The following is a 22,638-nucleotide window of genomic DNA, read 5'->3' as shown; positions in this document are numbered from 1 at the left end:
CTATGTTCCTTATCAGTTTTACCCGTCACGCCAGGCGTGACGATTGAAAAAAATTCCTGGACGATCGCGGTACAGGCGGCAAATCCGGCTTCAGCCGGCATCGCGCACCGCCATCGCAATCGGAGACTGCGCGGCCAGGCGCCTGCCCAGAACCGAGAAATACGGTGCAGCGAACACTTCGACGATCGCCAGCATGTAACCGGCGGCCCGCGCCGCGTCGACGAAGCGCACGATATCGAAGGAAGTGGCGCCGGCTTCGAACAGATTGGCGTCACGCGATGGCGCGTCGCCATCGAACAAGCCGTCCCAGACTCCTTGCAGCGCCTCTGAAAAATGGCTCGCTTCTGCCTGCAACTCGTCAATTTCAGCTGTATTTACCGTCGCCAGATCCTGCGGCGTGACATCGGTGAAGCGAGGCTGGACCGTGCCAAGCGCCGCATGCGGCGCATCGACGAACTGGCGTACGACCTCCAGGTAATCCGTCGCCAGCGCCTCGACAAATCGGCCATCAACCAGTTCGTTGGCATACGAGAACGCTCCGGTCACGCGGCCATCCGAATGTTCGACGATATCCAGCTCCAATTCGAACACCACGCGGTGCCTGACATCGTTGAATTCGCTGAGCGCAAGGCCGGCCCAATCGTGCCCGGCGGCGCTGGCCGGACGCATGTAGTTGAACATCACCTGGAACAAGGGATTGCCGATCGCCGGGCGCGGCAAGCGCAATGCGGCGACCACATCGGAGAATGGCGTATCGGCATGGACATAAGCGGCAAGCGCGCTGTCGCGCACCGCAGCCAGGACCGTGGCGGGAGAATCCTTGCCGGCAAGGCGGGTGCGCACCACTACCGCATTGATGAACAGTCCAAGCGCGAGGCTGGCGGCGTCGCCCGACAATTCGCGCGTCGACGCCAGCACGCCGACCGGCTGGTCCGCCGCGCCGGTTGCACGGTAGAACGCCACATTCAGCGCCGCATGCAGCAGCATGGGCAAGGTGGCATGGGTTTCCAGCGCCATTGCGCGCGCACGCTGGACCAGGGCGTCATCCAGCGCGAAGGCAATCCGGCTTGCCGCCCAGCGCGGCTCGCTGGGCCGCCCCGATGAAGGCGGCGGCAAGACGCTGGCCGGCACATCGCCCAGGACGCTGCGCCAGAACGCCAGGCGTGCCCGCGGCGCCGTCGCCGGCAGCACCGGCGTCGCCGGCAATGGCGCTGGGGTGGCACGCACCGGCGCGGAACCGGAAACCAGCGCCACATAGGTGGTGCGGATATCGTCGAACCACAGCTCGATCGACTGTCCATCCGACACGATGTGATGGACTGCCAGCGACAGCACATGGTCGTCATCGGCCAGGCGCAGCAGCCTTGCCCGCCACAACGGTCCGGCGCCAAGCAGATTGAATGGCGTGAGCGCGTCTTCGTCGGTCAGCGCGACGGCGCTTGCCATCGCCGAGACTTCACCGCTCAGATCGATTACCGGCAACGCGGCCTGCCAGTGCTGGTCGATGTACTGGCCCGGCAGGCTGCCTGCCCGCTCGACCAATCTGGTGCGCAGAGCGGGATGGCGCGCAGCCGCCAAGGAGAAAGCCTCGCGCAAAGCTTCGGCATCGAGCGGACCGCGCAGGCGCAATGCAACCGGAATGTTGTAAGCGGCATTCTCCGGCTGGGTACGCCACAAGAACCACAGGCCAAGCTGCGCAGCTGACAACGGCAGCACGCCATTGGCATCGGGGATGCCAGCTGCTTCCGCCACATCGGATTCAGCTTCAAACATCGGTTCCGTGCGGGCCGAAGCCAGCACGCGCTGCGCATATTGCGCCAGGCCCGGCGCTTCAAACAGCGCGCGCACCGGCACATCGTACGCTAGCCGTTCGGCCACCCGGGTCGCCACCCGCACCGCCGCCAGCGAGTGGCCGCCCAGCTCGAAGAAATGATCGGCGCGGCCGACCCGTTCGGCGCCCAGCACCTCGCGCCATATCTGCGCCAATGCCGTTTCGACGCCGGCCGTAGGCGATTCGTACACGCGCTCTACCCGCTTTGGTTCCGGCAACGCAGCGCGGTCGACCTTGCTGTTGGCATTGCGCGGCAAGGCATCCAGCGCGATGATATGCGCCGGCACCATGTAATCGGGCAGCGTATGGCGCAGATGGGCGTCCAGTTCAGCCGCATCGGCCTGCAATGGGCGCCGGCGCGCCTCGTCGCTCAATTCGACATACGCGACCAGCGCCGCCTGGGCGCCCTTGCCGTGCACGATTGCCACCGCTTCGCGCACATCCTCATGCGCCGCCAGCTGCGCTTCGATTTCACCCAGTTCGATGCGCAGGCCGCGCAGCTTCACCTGGTGATCGACGCGGCCGATGAAATCGAATACGCCGTCAGCGCGCCGCTTGACCAGGTCGCCCGTGCTGTAGAGCCGCGCACCAGGCGCTCCGAACGGATCCGGCACAAAACGCTCGGCGGTGAGCGCGGGCCGGTCCAGGTAACCGCGCGCCACGCCTACGCCTTCTCCGCCCAGGAACAGTTCGCCGATCACGCCCACCGGCAAGGGATTCAGCCGCGCATCCAGCACATGCGCGGTGCGCGCGCCGACCAGGGTGCCGATCGGCAGGTAAGCGCTGTCCGCCAGGCTGGCGGCATCATCGTGCGGCTGGAACATCCACAGCATCGGCGTGATGACGGTTTCGGTCGGACCGTAGCCATTGACGATGCGTACTTTCGGGAATGCCCGGCGCATCAGCGCAAACGCTTCGCGCGATGTCGCTTCGCCGCCTACCGTCAGCGACCGCAAGGCAGGCGGAGCGCCGTGCGCCAGCGCCCATTCGGCCAGCTGCGTGGCGCAGCCGGGCGGCACATAGGTCATGGTGACGCCCTCGCGCACCATCATCTTGCAGGTCAGCGCCGGCGGCCAGAGCGTATCGGCGGTCACCGCCACGGCTGCGCCCGACATGTATTGGGAAAACCAGCCTTCGTGCGCACCGTCGAAATTGACTGACTGGAATAGCAGGAACACATCGTCTTCGCCAGCGCCGTAGCGCTCGGCGATTGCCGCGCAATGACGGGCGAAAGAACCATGGTCGACTACCACGCCTTTCGGCTTTCCGGTCGAGCCAGAGGTATAGATCACATAAGCGGCCTGCGTCGGCGCGACGACCGGCAGCGCTGCCGGCGCAATTCCTGCGACATCCGTGCCGCTGTCGTCGCCGTCAATCCGCCAGATGCGCAGGGAATCCGACACCGGCAGCGCCGCCAGGCTTTGATCTTCGGTAATGACATGCGTAATCTGCGCATCGTCAAGGATCTGCGCCAGCCGTTCCCGGGGATGGGCTGGATCAAGCGGCACAAAAGCGCCGCCCGACTTCAGCACCGCAATCAGGCCAACCAGCAAGTCCACCGAGCGGCTAAGTGCAACGCCAACCCGCATCTCGGCACTGACGCCGGCGGCAACCAGACGCTGCGCCAGCCGCACCGCGCGCCCGTCGACTTCGCCGCGCGTCAGCGAACGATCCATGTCGGCGACGCCGCGCGCGTCCGGCCGGGCGCGTGCATGCTCGGCGATATGTTCATGCACCGCCTTGAAGGCGGCCGGCTGATCCGCTTGCTGGCAATTCCAGGCGTCCAGCTGGGCGCGCTCGGCTGGCGGCAGCCATTGCAAATCGCAGACCATCGTTGCAGGCGCGGCAACCGCGCTCGCCAGCAATGTGACAAAACGTTCCGCCAGCCGCTCGATGGCATCGGCATCGAACAGGTCGAGCGCATAAGTGAAGCCGGCGTCAATGCCGCCGTCGTCGCTTTCCTCGAAACCCAGCGTCAGGTCGAATTTGGCGAATGGCGAGCCGGAGGGCAGCATGATGATGGATACGTCGGCAAGCGATGGCAAATGCCTGCGTGCGCCGTAGGCGGCCATTACCTGGAACAGCGGGTTATGGCTGGCGCTGCGCACCACGCCCAGTGCTTCGACCACCTGCTCAAACGGCACATCCTGATGCGATTGCGCGTCGATCAAGCCACGCTGGACCTGCTCCACCAGCGCCGCGAACGGCTGCGTGACGCCAATCCGCGTGGCAAGCGCCAGCGTATTGACAAAAAAACCAATCAGTCCGGCGGTTTCACCGCGCTCGCGGTTGGCGGCAGGCACCCCGACCTGGATCTGCGATTCGCCGGAGGCGCGGGCCAGCAATGCATTCAGCGCCGCCAGCAGCACCGCGAACGGCGTCGCCCGCTGTGCATTGGCCAGGGCGCGCACTTGCTGCGCCAGCCGGGCATCGATCCGGAACAGGTGGCGCGCCCCGCGCGCGCTGCGTTGCGCCGGACGAGGTACGGCGCCTGGCAGTATCAGTACGCTGTCATTCAGTTGCCCGCGCCAGAACGCCAGCTGGGATTCGCGTTCGCCAGCGTCAAGCCAGCGGCGCTGCCATAAGGCGTAGTCGGCGTACTGGATCGGCAGCGGCGCCAGCGAAACCGTCTCTTTCATCGCATATGAACGGTAAAACGACCCCAGTTCGGCCAGCATGACGTCGACCGACCAGCCGTCCGATACGATGTGATGCAGCGTAATCGCCAGCCAATGCGTGTTCCCGTCCAGGCGTATCAGGCAGGCGCGCATCAGCGGCCCATGCGTTAGATCGAACGGCTCGGCCTCATCCTTGCGCGCAATTTCCTCTGCACGCGCAATACGCTCGGACGCGGCGACATTGCTCAGGTCGATGCTGTGCCACGGGCAGCGCGCCGGCGCATGCACTGTCTGTTGCACACCGTCTGCGCTTTCGCTGAAAGTGGTGCGCAAGGCTTCATGGCGCGCGATCAATGCATCGCATGACAGCCGCAAGGCATGGGCATCGAGCGCACCGTCAAGCTGCAGCCGCTCGGTAATATGATAGGCCGCTGGTTCGTCGATCATCCGCGCATGCAGCCACAGGCGCATCTGCGCAAACGAGGCCGGCACGCTTGCCGTGCGCTCGGTGCGCGGCGGAATCGGCAGCAGCCGGAAATCGATGCCTGCCGCAGCCAGCTTTTGCAGAAACAGCTTGCGCTGCGCATCCGGCAACTGGGCAAAACGGGCGGCAAGGGAAAGCAGGTCAGGTTTCACAATAGTCATCAGTCGGTTTCCATTTCCAGTTCGCCCAGCAGCGCATCGATCGCGCTGGCGGTATCCGGCCCCAGCCTGGCCTCCCGCTCGGCCAGCGCCAGATCGATCGCAGCCGCGCAGCGCGCCAGCGTGCGTTCATCGAACAATGTCCGCAGCGGCAGCACCAGCGTCCAATGCAGGTTGGCCTGGGCATTGGCCTGCGTCGCTAGCAGCGAATGGCCGCCGAGCATGAAGAAGTCATCATCGCGGTCGATGGCGTCGAGGTGCAGCACCCGTTGCCAGATAGCGGCCAGTTCGCGCTCGGTACCGGTCCGCAAGGCGGCTGCCGGCTTGTCCTGGCGCACCGGCGCAGGCAGCGCGTTGCGGTCGCATTTTCCGTTCGGTGTGACAGGCAGCACATCCAGCGCAATCAATTGGGCCGGCACCATGTATGCAGGCAGCTGCGCATGCAGCAAGTCGAACAGCGCACCCTGGTCGAGCGTGCTGCCGGCGCCGCGCGCGAGGTATCCGATCAGCTGCTCGTTGCATACGATCACCACGGCGTCGTGCACACCCGCAGCGGTCCGCAGCAAGGCTTCGATTTCGCCGAGTTCGATGCGCTGGCCGCGCAGTTTTACCTGAGTATCGATGCGGCCAAGATAGTCAAGCGCACCGTCAGCCCGGCGGCGCGCCAGGTCACCCGTGCGGTACAGGCGCGCTCCAGCCGCGAACGGATCCGGCACGAAGCGTTCAGCCGTGAGTCCGGAGCGGCCAAGATAGCCGCGCGCCAGACCGGCGCCGCCCAGGTACAGTTCGCCTGCGGCGCCTGCCGGCACCGGATGCAAAGCCATGTCCAGCACATGCAGCTGAAGGTTGGCGATAGGATGGCCGATCGGCACCGAAGCGGTCCGGCTGTCGTCCGCGTCACAGGTCCAGTGCGAGACATCGATGGCGGCCTCGGTCGGGCCATAGAGGTTGTAGAGCCGGGTGTGCGGCAACAGCTGCGCGACGCGCGCCACCAGTTCCGGCGCCAGCGCCTCGCCGCTGGCGACTATGCGCTCGATGCTCTGGCAGCGTGCGGCTGCGTTGAAATCGTCGAGATAGCCAAGGAAAACCGCCAGCATCGACGGCACGAAATGCAGTGTCGTCACCCGGTGCGCTTCTATCGCCGCCACCAGCCGTGCCGGATCGCGGTGATCGCCAGGCGCCGCGATCGCCAGCTTGGCGCCGACCGCCAGCGGCCAGACGAATTCCCAGACCGATACATCGAAGCCAAACGGTGTCTTGTGCAAAACGACGTCGTCAGGCCGCAGTTGATATGCCGATTGCATCCACGCAATCCGGTTCGCCAACGCGCGGTGGGTGTTGCCGGCTCCTTTCGGTTTGCCGGTCGAACCGGAGGTGTAGATCAGGTAGGCCAGCTGGTCAAGGCTAAGATCCGCAGGCTGATGCAAGGCTGTGGAAGTTTGCATCAGTTCATCGACAGTAAGGATGCGCACCTCGGCATGCAAAACAGCGGCCGTGACGCGCTCTCGCAGATGATCTTGCGTGATCACCACTGCCGGTTGCGCATCGCTGAGCAGATAGGCGATGCGTTCAGGCGGATAATCCGGATCTATCGGCAGGTAAGCCGCACCGGCCTTCAATACCCCGATCAGCGCCACTACCATGTCGAAAGAACGCTCCAGGCAGAGGGCAACGGCGCTATCTGGAAGGACGCCGGCATCCAGCAGCGATGCGGCGACACGGCCGGCGTGCTGATCGAGTTCGCCGTAGCACATCTGCTGCCGGCGGCCTTGCGCATCGACGAACTCGAGCGCGACCGCTTCCGGCGTTGCAACGGCGGCACGTTCAAACTGGCGGTGCAGCGCGATTTGCTGCGCATCGGGCCAGGCCTGCGCCGTGGCGTTATGGCGCGCCAGCGCCACCAGGTCGTCATCGGTCGTGACTGCAATCGAACCGAGCGCTGCCTGCGGATTGGCGACAATGGCGTTGACGGCCGCTGCAAACGCGCGATGCAGGGAAACCACGCGCGCTTCACCGATGCGCGCGGCATCGTAGCCGTAATCGATAGTCAGCGTCGTTCCTGCCTCGATGACCAGCGTCAAGGCAAAATCGGTCGCTTCGATGTTGCGCAGGCCATGCATCTTGAGGGCTCGTTCGTCGCGCCCCTGCCATGCTTCATCGACCGGATAGTTTTCGAATACGACCAGCGTATCGAACAATGCCCCACCCTGTCCGGCCCATTGCTGGATTTCGTACAGCGGCGTATGCGCATGCTCTGCCGCGGCAGCGTTATCGCCCTGCAGTTCGTGCAGCCATGCCGCCGCCGAGCGTTGCGGCGCAGGCACGGTGATGACTGGCAAGGTGTTGATGAACAAGCCAAGCACGGTGTCGGCGTCAGGCAGTGCATCGGGCCGGCCCGCCACCGTCGCGCCGAACGCCACCGCCGGCTGGTTGGTCATGCGCTGCAACGCAAGCGCCCATGCGCCCTGCACCAGCGTATTCAGCGTTACTTTCAGGTTGCGCGCGGTTTCAGCCATGCGCGCCGTCGCATCGGCAGCGAATGTTGCGCGCCAGGTGCGATGTTCGGCTGTACGTCCGGCTTCCGCTTCTCGCTCGGCAACCCGCGTCGGCTCGTCAAGGCGGGCCAGGCGCTGTTGCCAGAACCTGCGCTCCAGCTCGATATCACGCGCGCCAAGCCAGGCAATGAAGTCGCGGTAACGGGTCTTGCCAGACGCGGCAAACAGCTGAGGACGCGGCGGTTCGATGTAATCGCGCAGCACGTCGGCAAAGAAGCGCGCCGTGCTCCAGCCGTCCAGCAGCAGATGGTGGCGCGTCCAGACCAGCCGCCATTCGTCGTCCGTCATGCGGATCAGCGCAACCCGCATCAAGGGCGGCGCGGCCAGGTCGAAGCTGCTAGCCCGGTCCTGCGCGAGCCAGTCGTCGAACCCCGGCCGGGCGTTTTCGCCGCGCTCGCGCCAATCGAGGATTTGAACCGGCATCTGTGCCTGGCGATGCACAATCTGCATCGGCACCGCTTCGCTGGGAGTGAAGCCGGTGCGCAAGATGTCGTGGCGTGCAACTGACGCTTCGAAAGCTGTGCGCAAACGCGCCACGTCCGGCGCCGTCAATGTGGCAACCAGCTGGTTCACGTAGGTCGACTGTTCAGGTGCGAACAGGGAATGGAACAAGATGCCCTGTTGCATCGGCGACAAGGGATACATGTCCTCGACCGTGCGCAAATCGAACGGCAGCCGCTCCAGCACATCCTGTGTCAGGCCTGCCGTGCGCGCCAGCGGATAGTCGCCGGGAGTGGCGCTGCCGCCGCGTTGCGCCAGGCGCGCGGCGCAGGCGGCAGTCAGTCCGGCCAGCGCTGCCTCGAAACGCTGCGCCAGGGCTTCGATCGTGGCGCGTTCAAACTGGGTCTTGCCATAGACCCAATGTACCTTCAATGTGCGCGGGCCGTCGGCATCGATATAGGCGTGGATCGCCAGCGCATTACCGAGCGGGCCGGCCGGATCGCGTTCGCAGCCTGCGCCGCCGAAACGCGGCACCAGCGCAGCATCGCGCGGCGCATCGAACTGGCCGAGATAGTTGAACGTCACGCGCGGACGCGGTACAGACGCCAGTTTAGCGCGTGCGGCAGCGTCGCCGTAATGGCTCAGGACGCCGAAGCCGAGTCCTTTGTGCGGCACGGCCCGCAGCGTATCCTTGACCGCGCTGAGCGTTGCGGCAGGCGTGTTTTCGACCGCCAGCGCCACCGGGTAATGGCTGGTCAGCCAACCGACGGTGCGGCTGGCGTCGATGTCGTCGAACAACGCTTCGCGGCCGTGTCCTTCCAGCTCCAGCCGGCAGGAGGTTTGCCCGGTGTGGGTGCAGAGCGCCTGCGCCAGCGCCGCGATCAGCACTTCGATCATTTGCGTACGGTAGGCGGCGTTGGCGTCAGTCAGCGCAACCCGTGTCAGTTCGGCGTCCAGCACTTGCATCACGACACCTGCGCTAGCGTTGTCGGCTACTGCCTGCGGGTGGTCAAGCGCCAGGTCCTGGTGAGGTGCGGCAAGCGACGCCCAGTACGGCACTTCGTCCAGGAACAAAGCATCGGCGGCGGCAAGCGCCAGCCTGGCAGCCCATTCCTGAGCGCTGGCGCCCGCGGCCGAGAGACGCGCGCTGCGCCGTTCGCGCGCTGCACGGTAGGCGGCATCCAGGTCGTCAAGCAATACGCGCCACGATACGCCGTCGACGATGGCGTGATGGATCGCGAAATAGAGTTGCGTACTGCCGTCCGGCAAGGCCGCTGCAAAGGCGCAAGCGATCGGGCCGTGCGCCAGGTCCAGCGTGCACTGGAGGGCGTCGAACTGCGCCAGTGCATCGCTTTCATCCCGCGCGGCGCCGGCGGCCAGCGGCAAGGCATCAAATGCCTGCGGCGCCTGCCTGATCTGCCACTCACCTTGCGCACCGTTCCGTGTAAAACGCTGCTTGAAGATGTCGTGATGTTTGAGTAACGCTTCGAACGCGCGGGCAAATGCATCGAGATCTAACGGCTCTTGCGGGTCCAGCCTGATTGACTGGTTCCAATGGCCGCGCCGTGGAATATCGAGTGCAAAAAACCGCAGTTGCGCAGGCGTCAGCACCAGGCTGCCCTCACGCTTGGGCGCGCCGGGCTTCGCTTGCGGAGCTGTTGTTGCAACCTCGATGGCCGTTGCCGCCTGGCCAAGCTGCGCAATTGTCGGACCGTCGAACAGCTGTTTCGGCGTAAAGCGCACGCCGCGTTTGCGCGACCTGGCGATCACCTGCAGCACCAGGATCGAATCCCCGCCCAGTTCAAAGAAATTGTCTTCGCGACCTACCCGCTCGGCTTTCAGTACATCTTTCCAGACTGCCGCCAGCGTTTCTTCGATCTCGCCGCGCGGCGCATCGCTGGCCGCCACGGACGGCGCCGGCGCGGCGGCCAGCACCCGCAACGCTTGACGGTCAACCTTGCCGTTGGCTGTGACAGGCAATACGTCAAGTGCGAGCAGCACGGCGGGCACCATGTAATCTGGCAAGCGCAGGGACAGCATTTCGCGCAATGACGTTTCGTTCAACCTGGTTCCAGCGCGCGGCGTTGCAAACGACGCCAGCCGCATGCGCCCTTCGTGCTCGACTGCCAGTGTTTCGGCTTGCGCCACTCCTTCCAGGGTGCGCAGCAAGGCGCTGACTTCGCCGGGTTCGACCCGGTAGCCGCGGATTTTGACCTGGTCATCCTGGCGGCCGAGGAAATCCAGGCGCCGGTCGGCGCGCAGCCGCACGCGGTCGCCGGTGCGGTAGATGCGCTCACCTGGGGCAAATGGATGCGGGACAAAACGTTCGGCGGTAGCCGCCGCCCGGTCCAGGTAACCACGGGCGACGCCCGGTCCGCCGAGATACAGTTCACCGATCGCGCCTGGCGGCACGCTGGCGCCGTTCGCATCGAGCACGCAGGCATAGGCATTCGGCAAAGGACGGCCTAGCGGCACGCCCTGCGCCGGCATCGCTGCAGCGCGCAGTCCGGCTTGCGCCGGCGCCGATGTATCGCAACTCAGCGCACCTACCGTAGCCTCGGTCGGGCCGTAATGATTGATCACGCGGCAGCCGGGCTTGAGTGTCGCGATCCGTTCCACCAGCGCCCACGGCAAGGTTTCGCCGCCCGTCACGAGGGCATGCGCAGGCAGCACGTCGGCCGGCTGTTGGGCGTCGAGCAGCGCGTGCAGATGGCTTGGCACGATTTTCAGCACGCCGACCTTGCGCGTGCGCATTTCATGCGCGAACCGGTCCGGGTCGAAGGCACATTCCCGCGGCAGAAGGTGCAGCGTACGGCCCGAGCACAAGGCACCGAACAGTGTCGTATGGCCGAGGTCCGCCGCCACCGTCGACACCATCGCCATCGATGCATCGGCGCTGAACGCCAGTTCATCCAGCATCCCTTGCACATAATCGGCCAGCGCCCGGTGGGAAACCACGACGCCCTTGGGTGTGCCGGTCGAACCGGAGGTGTAGATCAGGTAAGCCGCCTGTTCCGGCGCAGGCGGCAGCCGGCGCGCTGCGCGATTGGCGAGCAACGGCGTTTGCGCAAGCGCGTCCAGGCCAAGTGTCTGGGCAGCGCCGATGTGCTGCACAGAGCCTGCCTGGCTGGCAACCAGGATCCATCGCGCCTGGCAGGCGTCGACCGCTGCCGCCAGCCGTTCCTGGGGCTGGGCAGGATCGAGCAGCACGGCATACGCGCCCGACTTCAGCACGGCGACCAGCGCCACGACGAAGTGCACCGAGCGCTCGATGCAGACCGCAACCGGTTGCTCGGCGCCTGCTCCTTGCTGTTGCAGCGCCAGCGCGATCCGGTCCGAAGCATCGTCCAGTTCGGCGAAAGTGAGTTGCGTGTCGGCGTCCGCCAGCGCAATCCGATGCGGCGTTTCGCTGGCATGCCGTGCAAACAGCGCCAATACGCTGTCGAATTCCCGCGGCAGCGAGCGGCCGCGCCGTGCGGCAAGATAGTCGGCGTTATCGGCGCAAACCAGTTCGGCGACTGCACGCGTCGGATCGCATACCGCATCCGCGACCAGCACGGCAAAGCTGTCGAGCCAGGCTTGCGCCGTGCCGGCGTCGATGCCGTCCAGCGCATAGGCTGCAACCAGTTCGATGCCGCGCGGATCGTCGGTGAAATCCAGCGCAAAATCGAAACGTGCGGCAAGATCCGGCCCTGGCGACATGCGCGCGGCCGCACCCGGCAGGTCGGCGGCCAGTTCGAGATCGAACTGCTGGGCAAACTTGACTCTCAGCCACTCGTCGCCGCGCCGCACCGGCGGCTTCACGGCGTCAAGCACCTGGTCGAATGGCACATCCTGGCATGCAAACGCATCCAGGGCGGTCACGCGCACCGCATCCAGCAAGGCAGCAAACGACTGCAGCGGTGCAACCCGCGCACGCAGCGCCAGGGTATTCAGGAACAAACCGACCAACGGCGCGGTTTCCGCATGCTGCCGGTGCGCGATGGGTATGGCGACAACGATATCGCTGGCCCCGGTCAAGCGGTACAGCCAGGCGTCGAAGGCAGCCAGCAGCACCGTAAACGGCGAAGCGCGAGTGCGCCGGGCAAGTTCGCGCACTGCATCGGAAGTCTCGTCGGAGAGCCGCAGCGCCACCCGGCCGCCGCGATAGTCGCGGTCGGCGCGGCGTGGACGGTCGAGCGGCAACGCCAGCGGCGCGGGGGCGTCGCGCAGCGCGTCGCGCCAATAGCCAAGCTGGCGCTCGCCCTCGCCTGCGGCCAGCAGGTCACGCTGCCATTGGGCGTAATCGGCATACTGGATCGGCAAAACCGGCAGTCCGGCAGCCTGGCCGCTGGCGAACGCTGCATAGGCCGCCGTCAATTCATTGAACGCACAACGCGAGCTCCAGCCGTCGCTGACCGAGTGGTGGCTGGTCAGCAGCAGGCGTTGCGAATCGCCGGCCAGCGTAAGCAAGGTGGCGCGCACCAGCGGCCCGTGCGACAGGTCGAATGCCTCAGCCACATGGCGTTCCGCCAATTCGGCCGCCTTCGCCGCACGTTCCGTGGCGCTGTATGGGCGTAAATCGATTTCTGCTATCTGCACCGGCAAGACTGCATGGATGCGCTGCATTACGATGCCATCGTCATTTTCCACCAGCGTGGTGCGCCAGGCTTCATGCCGTTCCAGCAAGTGGTCAAGCGCACGCTGCAGCAGATCGGCCTTCAAGGCGCCGGTTACCTCCCACTGCACGGCGATGTGATAGGCGGAGCCGGCATCGCGGGTCTGCGCCAGCACCCAGAAACGTTGCTGGGCGAACGATGCCGGACGGTCAACAAAGGGCGCGCCGTTTCGATCCCGAGACATTTGCACTGGAATAGCGCGCACCTGTGTTTCAATTTCGCTGCGCTCGATCAACAGCGCCAGTTCTTCAAGCGAGGGATTGTCGAATAGCGCGTCAAGCCGCGGGTTCACCCGCCATTCGGCTCGGATCGCTGCCTGCAGCTGCATGGCAGCAAGCGAATCGCCGCCGCGCGTAAAGAAACGGTCTGAACGGCCGATAGGCGAAGCATCGTTCAGCAGCCGTTGCCAGAGTTCGGCGAGACCGCTTTCGACAGCTGTCGCCGGAGCAAGGTAATCGGCTCCGGGCGCATGCGGCAGCGCAGCCACAGTGTCGCGCAGCGAGGCCCGGTCCAGCTTGCCGTTGAGCGTATAGGGCAGGCGCTCCAGACGGACGAAGCGGTGCGGCTGCCATGCCGGCGGCAGATGCGCAGCGAGATGCGCTTTCAATGTTTCATCGCCCAACGCCTCGCCCAGAACCACGCAAGCAATCAGCTGAGTGCGGCCGCCGGTGGTTTCGGCAAGCACGGCGGCGTCGCTGACGGCCGGATGGGTCAGCAGGCAGGCGGCAATTTCGCCCGGCTCCACCCGCACGCCGCGGACTTGCACCTGGTCGTCGATGCGCCCCAGGTAGTCGAATGCGCCATCGGCGCGTTCGCGCGCCAGGTCTCCGGTGCGGTAGATGCGCCCGCCGGGCTGGCCGGCCGGATCAGGCAAGAAGCGTTCGGCGGTAAGCGCGGGACGGCCGTGATAGCCGCGCGCCAGGCATACGCCTCCCAGCAGCAGTTCGCCGGCCGCGCCTGGCTGCCGGCCGGCGATCCGCGCAGTGCGTGCAAGCGGCGATCCGATCGGCCAGCCTATCGGCAGCGATGCGTAGCCGTTGCCCGGCTCCAGGGCCGGCACGCCGGCGGGATCGACCGGCCACAGCATCGGCGAAATGATCGCCTCGGTCGGGCCGTAGCCGTTGACCAGCCGGATCTCGGGAAATGCCTGCCTGATTTCATCAAAAGTATCTTGCGACATCGCCTCGCCGCCGAACAGCAGCACCCGCAGCGCCGAGGGCGCCCCAAAACGCCTTGAAGCGGCAGCGAATTCGCGCAGGTAGGCGGGCGGCAAGGTAGTGTTGGTGACTCCTTCGCGCTCCATCATGGCGCGCGCGGCCTCTGGCGGAAACGGCGGCGGATCGCTGATCACGACGCTGGCGCCGATTGACAGCGGCGCCAGCCAGGCTTCGATCGACACATCGAAGTTCACCGAGGCGAAATGCAGCAGGCGGTCTGACGGCCCGATCGGCAGCGATGCATTCAGCGCATCGCAATGCACCGCAAGCGGTCCGTGTTCGACCACTACCGCTTTCGGCGTGCCGGTGGACCCTGATGTGTAAATCATGTACGCCGCCGCCCGCGGATCAACCAGCACATCCTCGTCGACAGGCGAAGGCTCGCCGTCCGCAATCGGCTTATCGACAACGAAACATTGCGCAAAACGCGCGCGCATGACGGCATCGGCGGCATCGTCGACGATGCCATGGGCCAGCCCGGCATCCTGCACGATCCAGTCCAGGCGAGCGGCCGGATGGCGCGGATCGAGCGCGACGAACACGCCGCCGGCCTTCAATACGGCAAGCAAGGCGACAAACAGGTCGCAGGAACGTTCGACGCACACGCCGACCCGCACCTCGGTAGCGACACCCGCCGCACGGAGCCGGGCGGCAAGGCGTGAGGCGCGGTAATCCAGCTCGCCGCGCGACAAGCGCACGGCATGCGGCGAAAACGACGCCAGCGCGGGCGCATCGGGGTCAAGGCGCGCTTGTGCGCGGATCTGGTGGTGCAATGCAATCGGAAAGCTCGTCATAGGCATACATGGATACATAAAATCCTCTAGGTCTGGCCGCAAGTACGGCCTCTTTGCTAGATTGACGAACCACGCGCCGGAATTTTTACTTAATTCGCCTGGAAATATGTTTTTCTCATCTCGCGCATCAACGCCCTAAATATTTGCCGCGGTCGTTCGTCATCAGGGGTAAGAACCTCTTTTCATTCATTTTTTTCAACCCCCAACCGACTGACCGCCGATGACCGCTGCCACCCAGCCTTACGCTTCCCCGCCCCCTACCGAATCCAGCGCGCAGGCCAAGCCAGCCATGCGCCTGATCATCGCCCTGCTCAAACGCTCGCGCGGCGCCCTGGCGATTGCGCTCACTGCCTGTGTGCTGAACGGCATTGCCAGCGTGCTGCTGGTTGCGACCCTGAACCGCGCATTGTCCGAATCAGGCGCGGCCGACGGCTCGCTCGCCTTGCGCTTCGGGCTATGCGCAGTGATAGCGCTGGTTACCAGGGTCATTACCGGCGTGCTGTTCGCACGGCTGTCGCAAGACACCATGGCGCAGCTGCGCGAACACGTTGCCAAGCGCGTCGCCGCAGCCGAGCTGCGCGATGTCGAACGGATCGGCGCCGCCCCCGTGCAATCGGTGCTGACCGACGACGCCACCAATGTCTCGATGCTGTTCTTTGCCCTGCCTAACATCGTCATGCATGGCTCCATCGTCTTCGGCTGCCTCGGTTACCTGGCCTGGCTGTCATGGCCGGTATGCCTGCTGGCGCTGACCGCGATCGTGGTCGGCTCGATCGGCTACCACACCGGCGACAAGCGCGCCATCGCCTCGCTGGAAGCGGCCGGCCGTTCGCAAGACAAGCTGTTCGGCTATCTCGGCGCGCTGTTTACCGGCGCCAAAGAACTGAAGCTGCACCAGGCGCGCGCACGCCAGTTCCTCGACGGCCAGCTCGGCGCAGCCATCGGCGAAGTGCGCGACCACCGCCGGCGCGCGTTCAGCTCGTACGCCGTCGGCGTCGGCTGGATCGTGTTCCTGTTCTACGTGTTCCTCGGCGCAGCCGCATTCTGGCCGACGCTCGGCGTGCGCGCCGACGCAGCCGCCGCCTCCGGCTATATCGTCGTCTTCCTGTTCATGCTGCTGCCCCTCGACGGCCTGCTCAACAACGTGCCGACGCTGAACGCGGCGCGCGTCTCGCTGGACCGCATCGAGAAGGTAATGGAAGAATTCGGCAACCTGCGCACCGTGCCGCAGCTCAGCGAAAGCGCGTCGCATGAACCGTTCAAGACCCTGGTGCTGCGCGATGTCACCCACTCCTATTTCCATGAGCGCGACGAACGGATGTTCAGCGTCGGCCCGATCAACCTGACCTTCAAGCCGGGCGAACTGGTGTTCCTGGTTGGTGGCAACGGCAGCGGCAAGACCACCTTGGCGAAGGTACTGACCGGACTGTACGAACCTGAAGACGGCGTGATCGAAGTCGATGGCAAAACGATCGGCTCGGCGGAGCGCGCGGCCTACCGGGAACGCTTCACCGCGGTCTTCAACGATTTCCACCTGTTCGACGCCCTGCTTGGCATCATCGATCCGAACGATCCCTCGCGCGCGCAGGCTGACGCACGGGCAAACGCACTGGTCTCCAAGCTCGCGCTGGATCACAAGGTACAGGTAGTCAACGGCGCCTTCTCGACCCGCGCGCTGTCCACCGGGCAGCGCAAACGGCTGGCGCTGGTGGTGGCCTACCTGGAGGACCGGCCGTTCTACCTGTTCGACGAATGGGCAGCGGACCAGGATCCGGCATTCAAAGCGGTTTTCTATGAACAATTGCTGCCGGAACTGTGCGCACGCGGCAAGACCGTGCTGGTGATTACCCACGACGATCGCTATTTCCCGCTCGCCGATCGTGTATTGAAACTGGACAACGGCAGCATCATCAGCGAAACCTATGGCGCGCCAGCCGCGCTGCCGGCGATGGCGGCCAACGGCACCGAAGGCTGAACGACGCCCGTTCCCGCAAGACGCGGGGACGGGATTCAATCCATCATGGGCAGTGAAACAGGAGTATCGCCGTCAACGCTTCGGCGGCGGCAGCGACAACAATTGTTCGGTCATGGCATCTGCAAGGCGCAGCGCCGACATCGGCCCGCCAAACACCCACAGGTTACGTTCGACCAGCGCCACCCGCCCTGCGCGCCGTGCCGGCACAAAGGGCCAGATCGGCGAATCGAGTTTCTGCTTGAGCGCTACCTCAGGGCCGGTCGAGCTGACGAACAATACCGCCATGCCCGGCTTCTTGAGCAAATCTTCAGAGGTGACGTAAGTAGTGCCCTCACGGGTCGGTGCGGCGTATCCCAGTTCAACGCCAAGCGCACGCGCCACGCCTCCCGCCATGCTGTTGCCGGTGAAAGCCCAGTAACGGTCAGGCAATCCCAGTTCCTGCAGCCAGGCGACCTGCTCTCCGCTGCGGCCAGCCTGCGCGATGCGCTGCGCGTCACGCGCGAGGCCGGCATCGAGTCTGGCTTCGACAGCGCCGGCTTCATCTTCGCGCCCGGCAAGGCAAGCGATGGTGCGGAAGATCTTGCGCGCCCAATCGAGCTGGGTCAGCGACGTGCCGTTCTTTTCAAGGTCAGGGCTGTATTGGAACAACACGGTGGGAGCGATGCGGTTGAGCGCCGCGAAAATCGATGCGTGGCGCAGCCCGACGCCGAGAATCAGGTCAGGCTTCAAGGCCGCGATCGCCTCAAAACCGGGCTCCTGGCGCGTACCGACGTCCGGCACGGCAGCCAGCCGCTCTTTGTCATAGTCAAACCATCCCGCATAATTAGCGGCGTCAGCCATGCCGACCGGCGTCACGCCCAGCGCCGCCAGGTCTTCCGCGAACATGTATTCGAGCACCACAATGCGCCGCGGCCGCTGTGGAATGCCCGGCTGGAACTGCGACACCACGAGATTGCCGGCAAGCGGCTCGCAAGCCGGCGTTGCACCGCCAGCGCTTGCGGCATCGGCATGGGATCCGCAAAACGCCGCACAGGCCGCCGCTATCGCGCAAAGCCGCCGCGCACGGCTCTTCAACGGATGGCTTCCTGCAATGCAAGCGCTTCGTCGCGCATCGTCAACAGCAATGGACAGCTTGCACACAGATTTGTCTCTCCCGGGATTTGATTGCGCATGCAGCAGACGCGGCGCGCGCGAAACGGATTCGGCAGCAAGGCCGACCGCGGCTGGACCTGGCGCACCGACGAACGCAACGGATTGGGTTCGCCGGTGACCAGCATCGGCTGGAACAGGCAGGCAACCTCCTCTGCCGCACCAGGCAGCGCCGTGCACTGCTCCGCCAAGTAATCTAGCAGGTTGCCGACATTGCCCCACAACACGCGCGGCGCGATGCACGCCATGCCTGCCAGTGTTTCAATCACCGCCTGCAGATGCTGGATCAGCGGCGCATGGCAGCGCGTGCAGTCGTTCTCGGGCGGCTGCAATGCGTCGGCGGAAAAATACAGCGCCGCCGGCATGCCTGCGCGCAGCACCAGCTGTGTGCGGGCCGGCGACATGTCCAGCGGGCGGCGCAGCAGCAGCGCGGCGATGCCGGCCGGCGCCGCGAGCCAGAAATAATATTTGCTCCACTGCGACAGCAGGGCCCGCGCGTGGATTTCGGCATCGCCGCCATAGTGCACCACCATCGCATCCAGCAGCTCCGCGCGATAGGCGCCAAGCTGCGCCAGCGGTATGCAAACGGATTCGGCGCCATCATCGTCATTGTCAGGAGCCGCTTGGCTTCGATCCGGCGTTCCAAGCCAGACCTGTCCAAGATAGGAGGCCATCGATTCAGGCGCAAGCCCGGCCAGGCAATGCGCCGGCAAGCCCGCTGCGGGAGCCCGCTGCAAGATGTCCATCAGCGGCCGCCTCGTTTCTCGCGCCGGGCCTGGGCAATCAGCAGGATGAGCAGGTATGGCGCACCGATCATTGCGGTCAGCACGCCGGCCGGAATCTCCCGCGGGGCAAGCAGCGTACGGGCTGCGACATCTGCCAGGACCAGCAGCAGCGCGCCGCAGGCGGCGGCCAGCCAGAGCCGGGTGCGATGCGTGCGCGCACCCAGCATTACCGCCAGGTGCGGCGCCATCAGCCCAATGAAGCTGACCGGCCCTACAGCGGCTACCGCGGCGCACGCGGCAAGCGTCGCCACGGTCAGCACCAGCGGCCGCAATACGGCAATCGGCAAGCCAAGGGCCGCCGCCTGGTCGTCGCCCAGCGACAACAGGTCAAGCGGCTTGGCCAGCAGCGCCAGCACCGGCAACGCCAGCAGGCACCAGGGCAGCAGCGTCGCCACCTCGCCCCAGCTGCGGCCATAGGTGCCGCCCACCAGCCAGACGACGAAACGCGCCGGCTGCACGCTTTGCTGCGTAATCAGCCACTGCGACAGCGTGGTCCACAGGGTGCCGAGGACCAGCCCGGTCAGCGCCACCGCCATCGGCGCATAACGATGACGGCGGTTGAGCAGCAGCGTCAGCAACAGCGTGGCGGCGCCGCCCGCGAGCGCGGCGGCGGCAAGTGTCGAATGGGTCGCGAACGGCCACATGATCAGTGCAATGAAGGTAGCCAGTCCAGCGCCCTGGGTGACGCCCAGCACTTCCGGACCGGCCAGCGGATTGCGCACGATGCTCTGCATCAGCACCCCGCTCGCCGCCAGCAGCGCTCCGGCCAGCAGTGCGCATAGCAGGCGCGGCAGGCGCAGGTCGAGCAGCATCCGGGTTACTTCGTCACGCCCATCCAGTGCGGCGATCCAGCCGGCCGGGCTGATCGACTTCGCACCCAGCGAGGCGCCGGCAAACAGCAGCGCGCAGCCTGCCAGCAGCAGTCCCGCCGCGACCAAGGGCCACGGCAGCGCCGTCAGCGCGCGCACGGCGCGGGTTCCAGCGCCGGACAGCGGCCGCTCCTGACTCGCTCCGGCTGCGCCCGGCCAGGCGATTCCGCTACGGATCATGGCCAGCATCAGCGGCGTGCCGACCAGCGCGATCGCCACCCCTGTCGATAGCGTGGCGTCAAGGTCCAGCGCCAGCACGGCGCTGTCGGTGACCAGCACCAGCGCACCGCCCACCAGTGCCGACAAAGGCGCCAGGGCGCCCAGCTTCGATGCTTTTGCGCCGCGCACCTGGCGCAGCAGGTTGGGCGCGATCAGGCCGACATACGACAACGGCCCGGCAATGCTCACCGCAACGCTGGCAAAACCCACTGCCACCACCATCGCCGCGATCCGCGTCGCATCGATCCGGACGCCGGCGGCGGCAGCAGCGTCATCGCCCAGCACGAACGGATTGAGCGGACGGATCACGAACGGCAAGGCAACCAGCGGCAGCACCAGCCAGGCCATGGCAAGCTGGAGGCCGGCGGCGCCGGGTTGATAGAGGCTGCCGCTAGCCCACAATGCGGCGCCGGCGATGCTTTGCTCGAAAAACGCCAGCACCAGGGTCGCAATTGCCGAAAACAGCAGCATGCAGACACTGCCTGCCAGCACCAGCCGCAGCGGCGTGGCGCGCCAGCCGGCGGCCGCCAGCACGCAGGCCGCGGCGGCCAGGCCGCAGCCGAACAGCAGCGGCACCGAAGCCGCGCCGGCAAGCGCAGGGACGATCATCGCCGCCAGCAAGCCTAGCTGGGCGCCGCTGGTGATGCCGAGCAGGTCGGGTGAAGCAAGCGGATTGCGCGTGAGCGCCTGGAACAATGCTCCGGCCACGCCCAGACAGCCGCCGGCGACAAGCGCCGCCGCTACCCGCGGCGCACTCAGGTCGAACAGCAGGATGCGGCTGAGCGTGGCAGCGTCGCCGCCTTGCGCGGACGCCGCCAGCCACAGCTGCACGCCCGGGGCCAGGCGCGCGGCGGCGGCGGCGGCGATCAGCAGCAAGAGCGCCGCGCCGATCAGCCCCGCCCTGCTTTTCATCGGCGCGTGGCGGCTGGCCAGTGCCGGCGCCGGTTTGCCTGCTGCCAACGCGGTCATGCCGCCAGATCCTTGCCGGCGCCGCCTTCGCGCAGCGATGCCGGCGGGGACGAATCGCCATAAGCCGGCACGCACATCGGCGCGCCTGTCAGCGGATGGGCGATCTTCAGCATGGCCACATCGAATGTTTCGTGCAGATAATGCGGCGCCAGCATGGCGTCGGGCGAACCATGCGCAATGATCTTCCCGGCGCGCATCAGCACGATTTCATCGCTGAATGCGGCGGCCTGGTTCAAGTCGTGCAGCACCCAGACGATGGTCAGCCCGTGCTCCTGGTTGAGGCGGCGCAGTTCGTGCAGGATTTCCAGCTGATGGTGTATGTCGAGATAGGTGGTCGGTTCGTCAAGCAAGACAATGGGCGCCTGCTGGGCCAGCGCCATGGCAATCCACGCGCGCTGCCGTTCGCCGCCCGACAGCGCGGCAACATCGCGCTCCGCGTAGCTGGCAAGCCCGCTGGCCGCCAGCGCCTGGCCGATGGCGGCGTGGTCGGCACGCGTCAAGCCGCGCAGCCAGCCGCCGTAGGCATAGCGGCCATAGGCCACCAGCTCGCGCACTGTCAGTCCGGCGGGAATCTGGTTGAATTGCGCCAGCATGGTCAGCGCCCGGGCGAGCTCGCGCCGGCGGTACGATGCCAGCGGTGCGCCGTTCACTTCCACTTCCCCTGAACGGATCGGCAGCAGCCCTGCCAGGGTGCGCAGCAGCGTGCTCTTGCCGCAGCCGTTCGGCCCGCACAAGGCGGTTACCTTGCCGGCCTTGACCGCCAGGTCGAGGCCGTCGAGCACCACCTGTTCGCGATAGCCAACCGTCAATCCGCGCGCCACCAGCGCCGCTCCAACCGTTTTCACCAGGACGCTGCCTTCTGCTCGCCGGCCTTAGGCTCGCTATAACTTTGCGCCATCGCCACCACCACCTTGCGCGGCCCCTGGAACGGATCGCGCGCATGGGCGGTCAGCATGTTATCGAGCATCAGCACATCGCCGGACAACCATGGGAAGACAATCCGCTGCTGGTCCAGCACGCCGCGGATTTCTGCCAGCGCCTCGGCTTCAATCGGCTCGCCATCGCCGTAATAAACGTTGCGCGGCACGTTTTCCAGGCCGACGGCATCGACCAGCGCTTCCTGCATTTCCTCATCCAGCGCAGACAGGTGAAACAGGTTGAGCTGGTTGAACCAGACCATGTCGCCGGTGCGCGGATGGCTGGCGACCGCCTGGCAGCGTTCGCGGGTGCGCAGCAGCAGTTCGCCGTCGTCGCCGTCGCGCCATGCGCAATCGATGCCGCGCGCGGCGCAAATGCGCTCGACCACGCGCGGATCGTCCGAGCCGAAGGTCTGCTGCCACGGCAGGTCAAGTCCTTGGCCGAAATTGCGCACGTAAAGCAGCTCGCGCCTGGCGAAACGGGCAACCAGCGCCGGATCGAGCGCGCGGTAGATGGCACGGCTGTCGGCAATCGGCGTCGCGCCGCCCGATGCCGCGGCAAGCACGCAGTGGAACCAGATGCGCAGCGGCCATTCGCGCGTATACGACTGCTCGTTGTGCAGCGGAATCGAGCGGTGCGGCGGATATTCGGTCGACGTATACACCGCGCCTTCGACCTGGCTGCGCGGCGTCGACGCGAATTCGTAGCCGATCAGCGGGTGGCCGAACGAACCGGCAAAACCCTGGAACGACTCGATCGACGGCACCCGGAAGCCGGTAAACAGCAAGCCGCCGGCCTGTTCCAGGGTATCGTCGGCAATCGTACGCAATAGCGGCATCGCCTGTTCCAGCGAAATATCGGCGCCGTCTTTCGGCGCCACAACGGTAGGCAGGCCCGGCGCGATACGCAGGTCATCGAGCGCGGGCTGCGGCATGGAAAGTGTAGTCATGCGAAATCCTCTTGCAGGAACAGCGTTCCCGGGACAGCGCCCAGGCGCG

The 22,638-nt window shown here is 65.9% G+C and carries 8 protein-coding genes; 1 reads left to right on the top strand and 7 read right to left on the bottom strand.

Translation table 11 applies throughout. From position 1 onward, the window contains the following. Positions 1 to 90: 90 nt before the first annotated feature. Together AC07RZ_RS18295 and AC07RZ_RS18290 are read right to left on the bottom strand one after the other, a co-directional pair. Entirely contained in the window at positions 91 to 5,088 is a 4,998-nt protein-coding gene (locus AC07RZ_RS18295) for an amino acid adenylation domain-containing protein (protein ID WP_494669083.1), read from the bottom strand. Between the two features lie 5 nt (positions 5,089 to 5,093). Beyond that, complete coding sequence (locus AC07RZ_RS18290) at positions 5,094 to 14,756, bottom strand: amino acid adenylation domain-containing protein (protein WP_494669008.1); 9,663 nt, start codon at positions 14,754 to 14,756, stop codon at positions 5,094 to 5,096. 220 nt (positions 14,757 to 14,976) lie between these two features. Between AC07RZ_RS18290 and AC07RZ_RS18285 the strand changes: the two genes are divergently transcribed. Further along, positions 14,977 to 16,731 carry a cyclic peptide export ABC transporter gene (locus tag AC07RZ_RS18285; RefSeq protein WP_494669007.1) on the top strand — a complete coding sequence of 585 codons (1,755 nt, stop codon included), beginning with the start codon at positions 14,977 to 14,979 and terminating at the stop codon, positions 16,729 to 16,731. 72 nt (positions 16,732 to 16,803) lie between these two features. Here the strand turns inward: AC07RZ_RS18285 and AC07RZ_RS18280 are convergent, their stop codons facing one another. Genes AC07RZ_RS18280 through AC07RZ_RS18260 form a run of 5 tightly spaced genes read right to left on the bottom strand, consistent with a single transcriptional unit; the run spans position 16,804 to position 22,589 of the window. After that, complete coding sequence (locus tag AC07RZ_RS18280; protein ID WP_494669006.1) at positions 16,804 to 17,805, bottom strand: ABC transporter substrate-binding protein; 1,002 nt, start codon at positions 17,803 to 17,805, stop codon at positions 16,804 to 16,806. Next, a complete protein-coding gene (fhuF, locus tag AC07RZ_RS18275) occupies positions 17,802 to 18,626 on the bottom strand; it encodes a siderophore-iron reductase FhuF (protein WP_494669005.1) in 825 nt (274 codons plus the stop codon). Before fhuF ends, AC07RZ_RS18280 begins: the two co-directional genes overlap by 4 nt. Next, positions 18,626 to 20,722, bottom strand: a complete 2,097-nt coding sequence (fhuB, locus tag AC07RZ_RS18270) for a Fe(3+)-hydroxamate ABC transporter permease FhuB (protein WP_494669004.1) — start codon at positions 20,720 to 20,722, stop codon at positions 18,626 to 18,628. The genes fhuF and fhuB overlap by 1 nt, the downstream gene beginning before the upstream one ends. Continuing rightward, on the bottom strand, positions 20,719 to 21,570 hold the full coding sequence (locus AC07RZ_RS18265; protein ID WP_494669082.1) for an ABC transporter ATP-binding protein: 852 nt from the start codon (positions 21,568 to 21,570) through the stop codon (positions 20,719 to 20,721). Before AC07RZ_RS18265 ends, fhuB begins: the two co-directional genes overlap by 4 nt. Continuing rightward, positions 21,564 to 22,589: a TauD/TfdA family dioxygenase gene (locus tag AC07RZ_RS18260; protein WP_494669003.1), complete on the bottom strand. Its 1,026-nt coding sequence runs from the start codon at positions 22,587 to 22,589 to the stop codon at positions 21,564 to 21,566. Before AC07RZ_RS18260 ends, AC07RZ_RS18265 begins: the two co-directional genes overlap by 7 nt. Positions 22,590 to 22,638: the final 49 nt, after the last annotated feature.

This window comes from Collimonas sp. GW821-FHT07E08 (genome assembly GCF_059418905.1).
This window is presented reverse-complemented; position numbering and strand designations above follow the sequence as displayed.

What these genes read in the sequence shown, in the direction of transcription:
- AC07RZ_RS18290 (WP_494669008.1), bottom strand. Translation starts at nt 14,756, where the DNA reads ATGACGAGCTTTCCGATTGCATTGCACCACCAGATCCGCGCACAAGCG.
- AC07RZ_RS18260 (WP_494669003.1), bottom strand. Translation starts at nt 22,589, where the DNA reads ATGACTACACTTTCCATGCCGCAGCCCGCGCTCGATGACCTGCGTATC.
- fhuF (WP_494669005.1), bottom strand. Translation starts at nt 18,626, where the DNA reads ATGGACATCTTGCAGCGGGCTCCCGCAGCGGGCTTGCCGGCGCATTGC.
- AC07RZ_RS18285 (WP_494669007.1), top strand. Translation starts at nt 14,977, where the DNA reads ATGACCGCTGCCACCCAGCCTTACGCTTCCCCGCCCCCTACCGAATCC.
- fhuB (WP_494669004.1), bottom strand. Translation starts at nt 20,722, where the DNA reads ATGACCGCGTTGGCAGCAGGCAAACCGGCGCCGGCACTGGCCAGCCGC.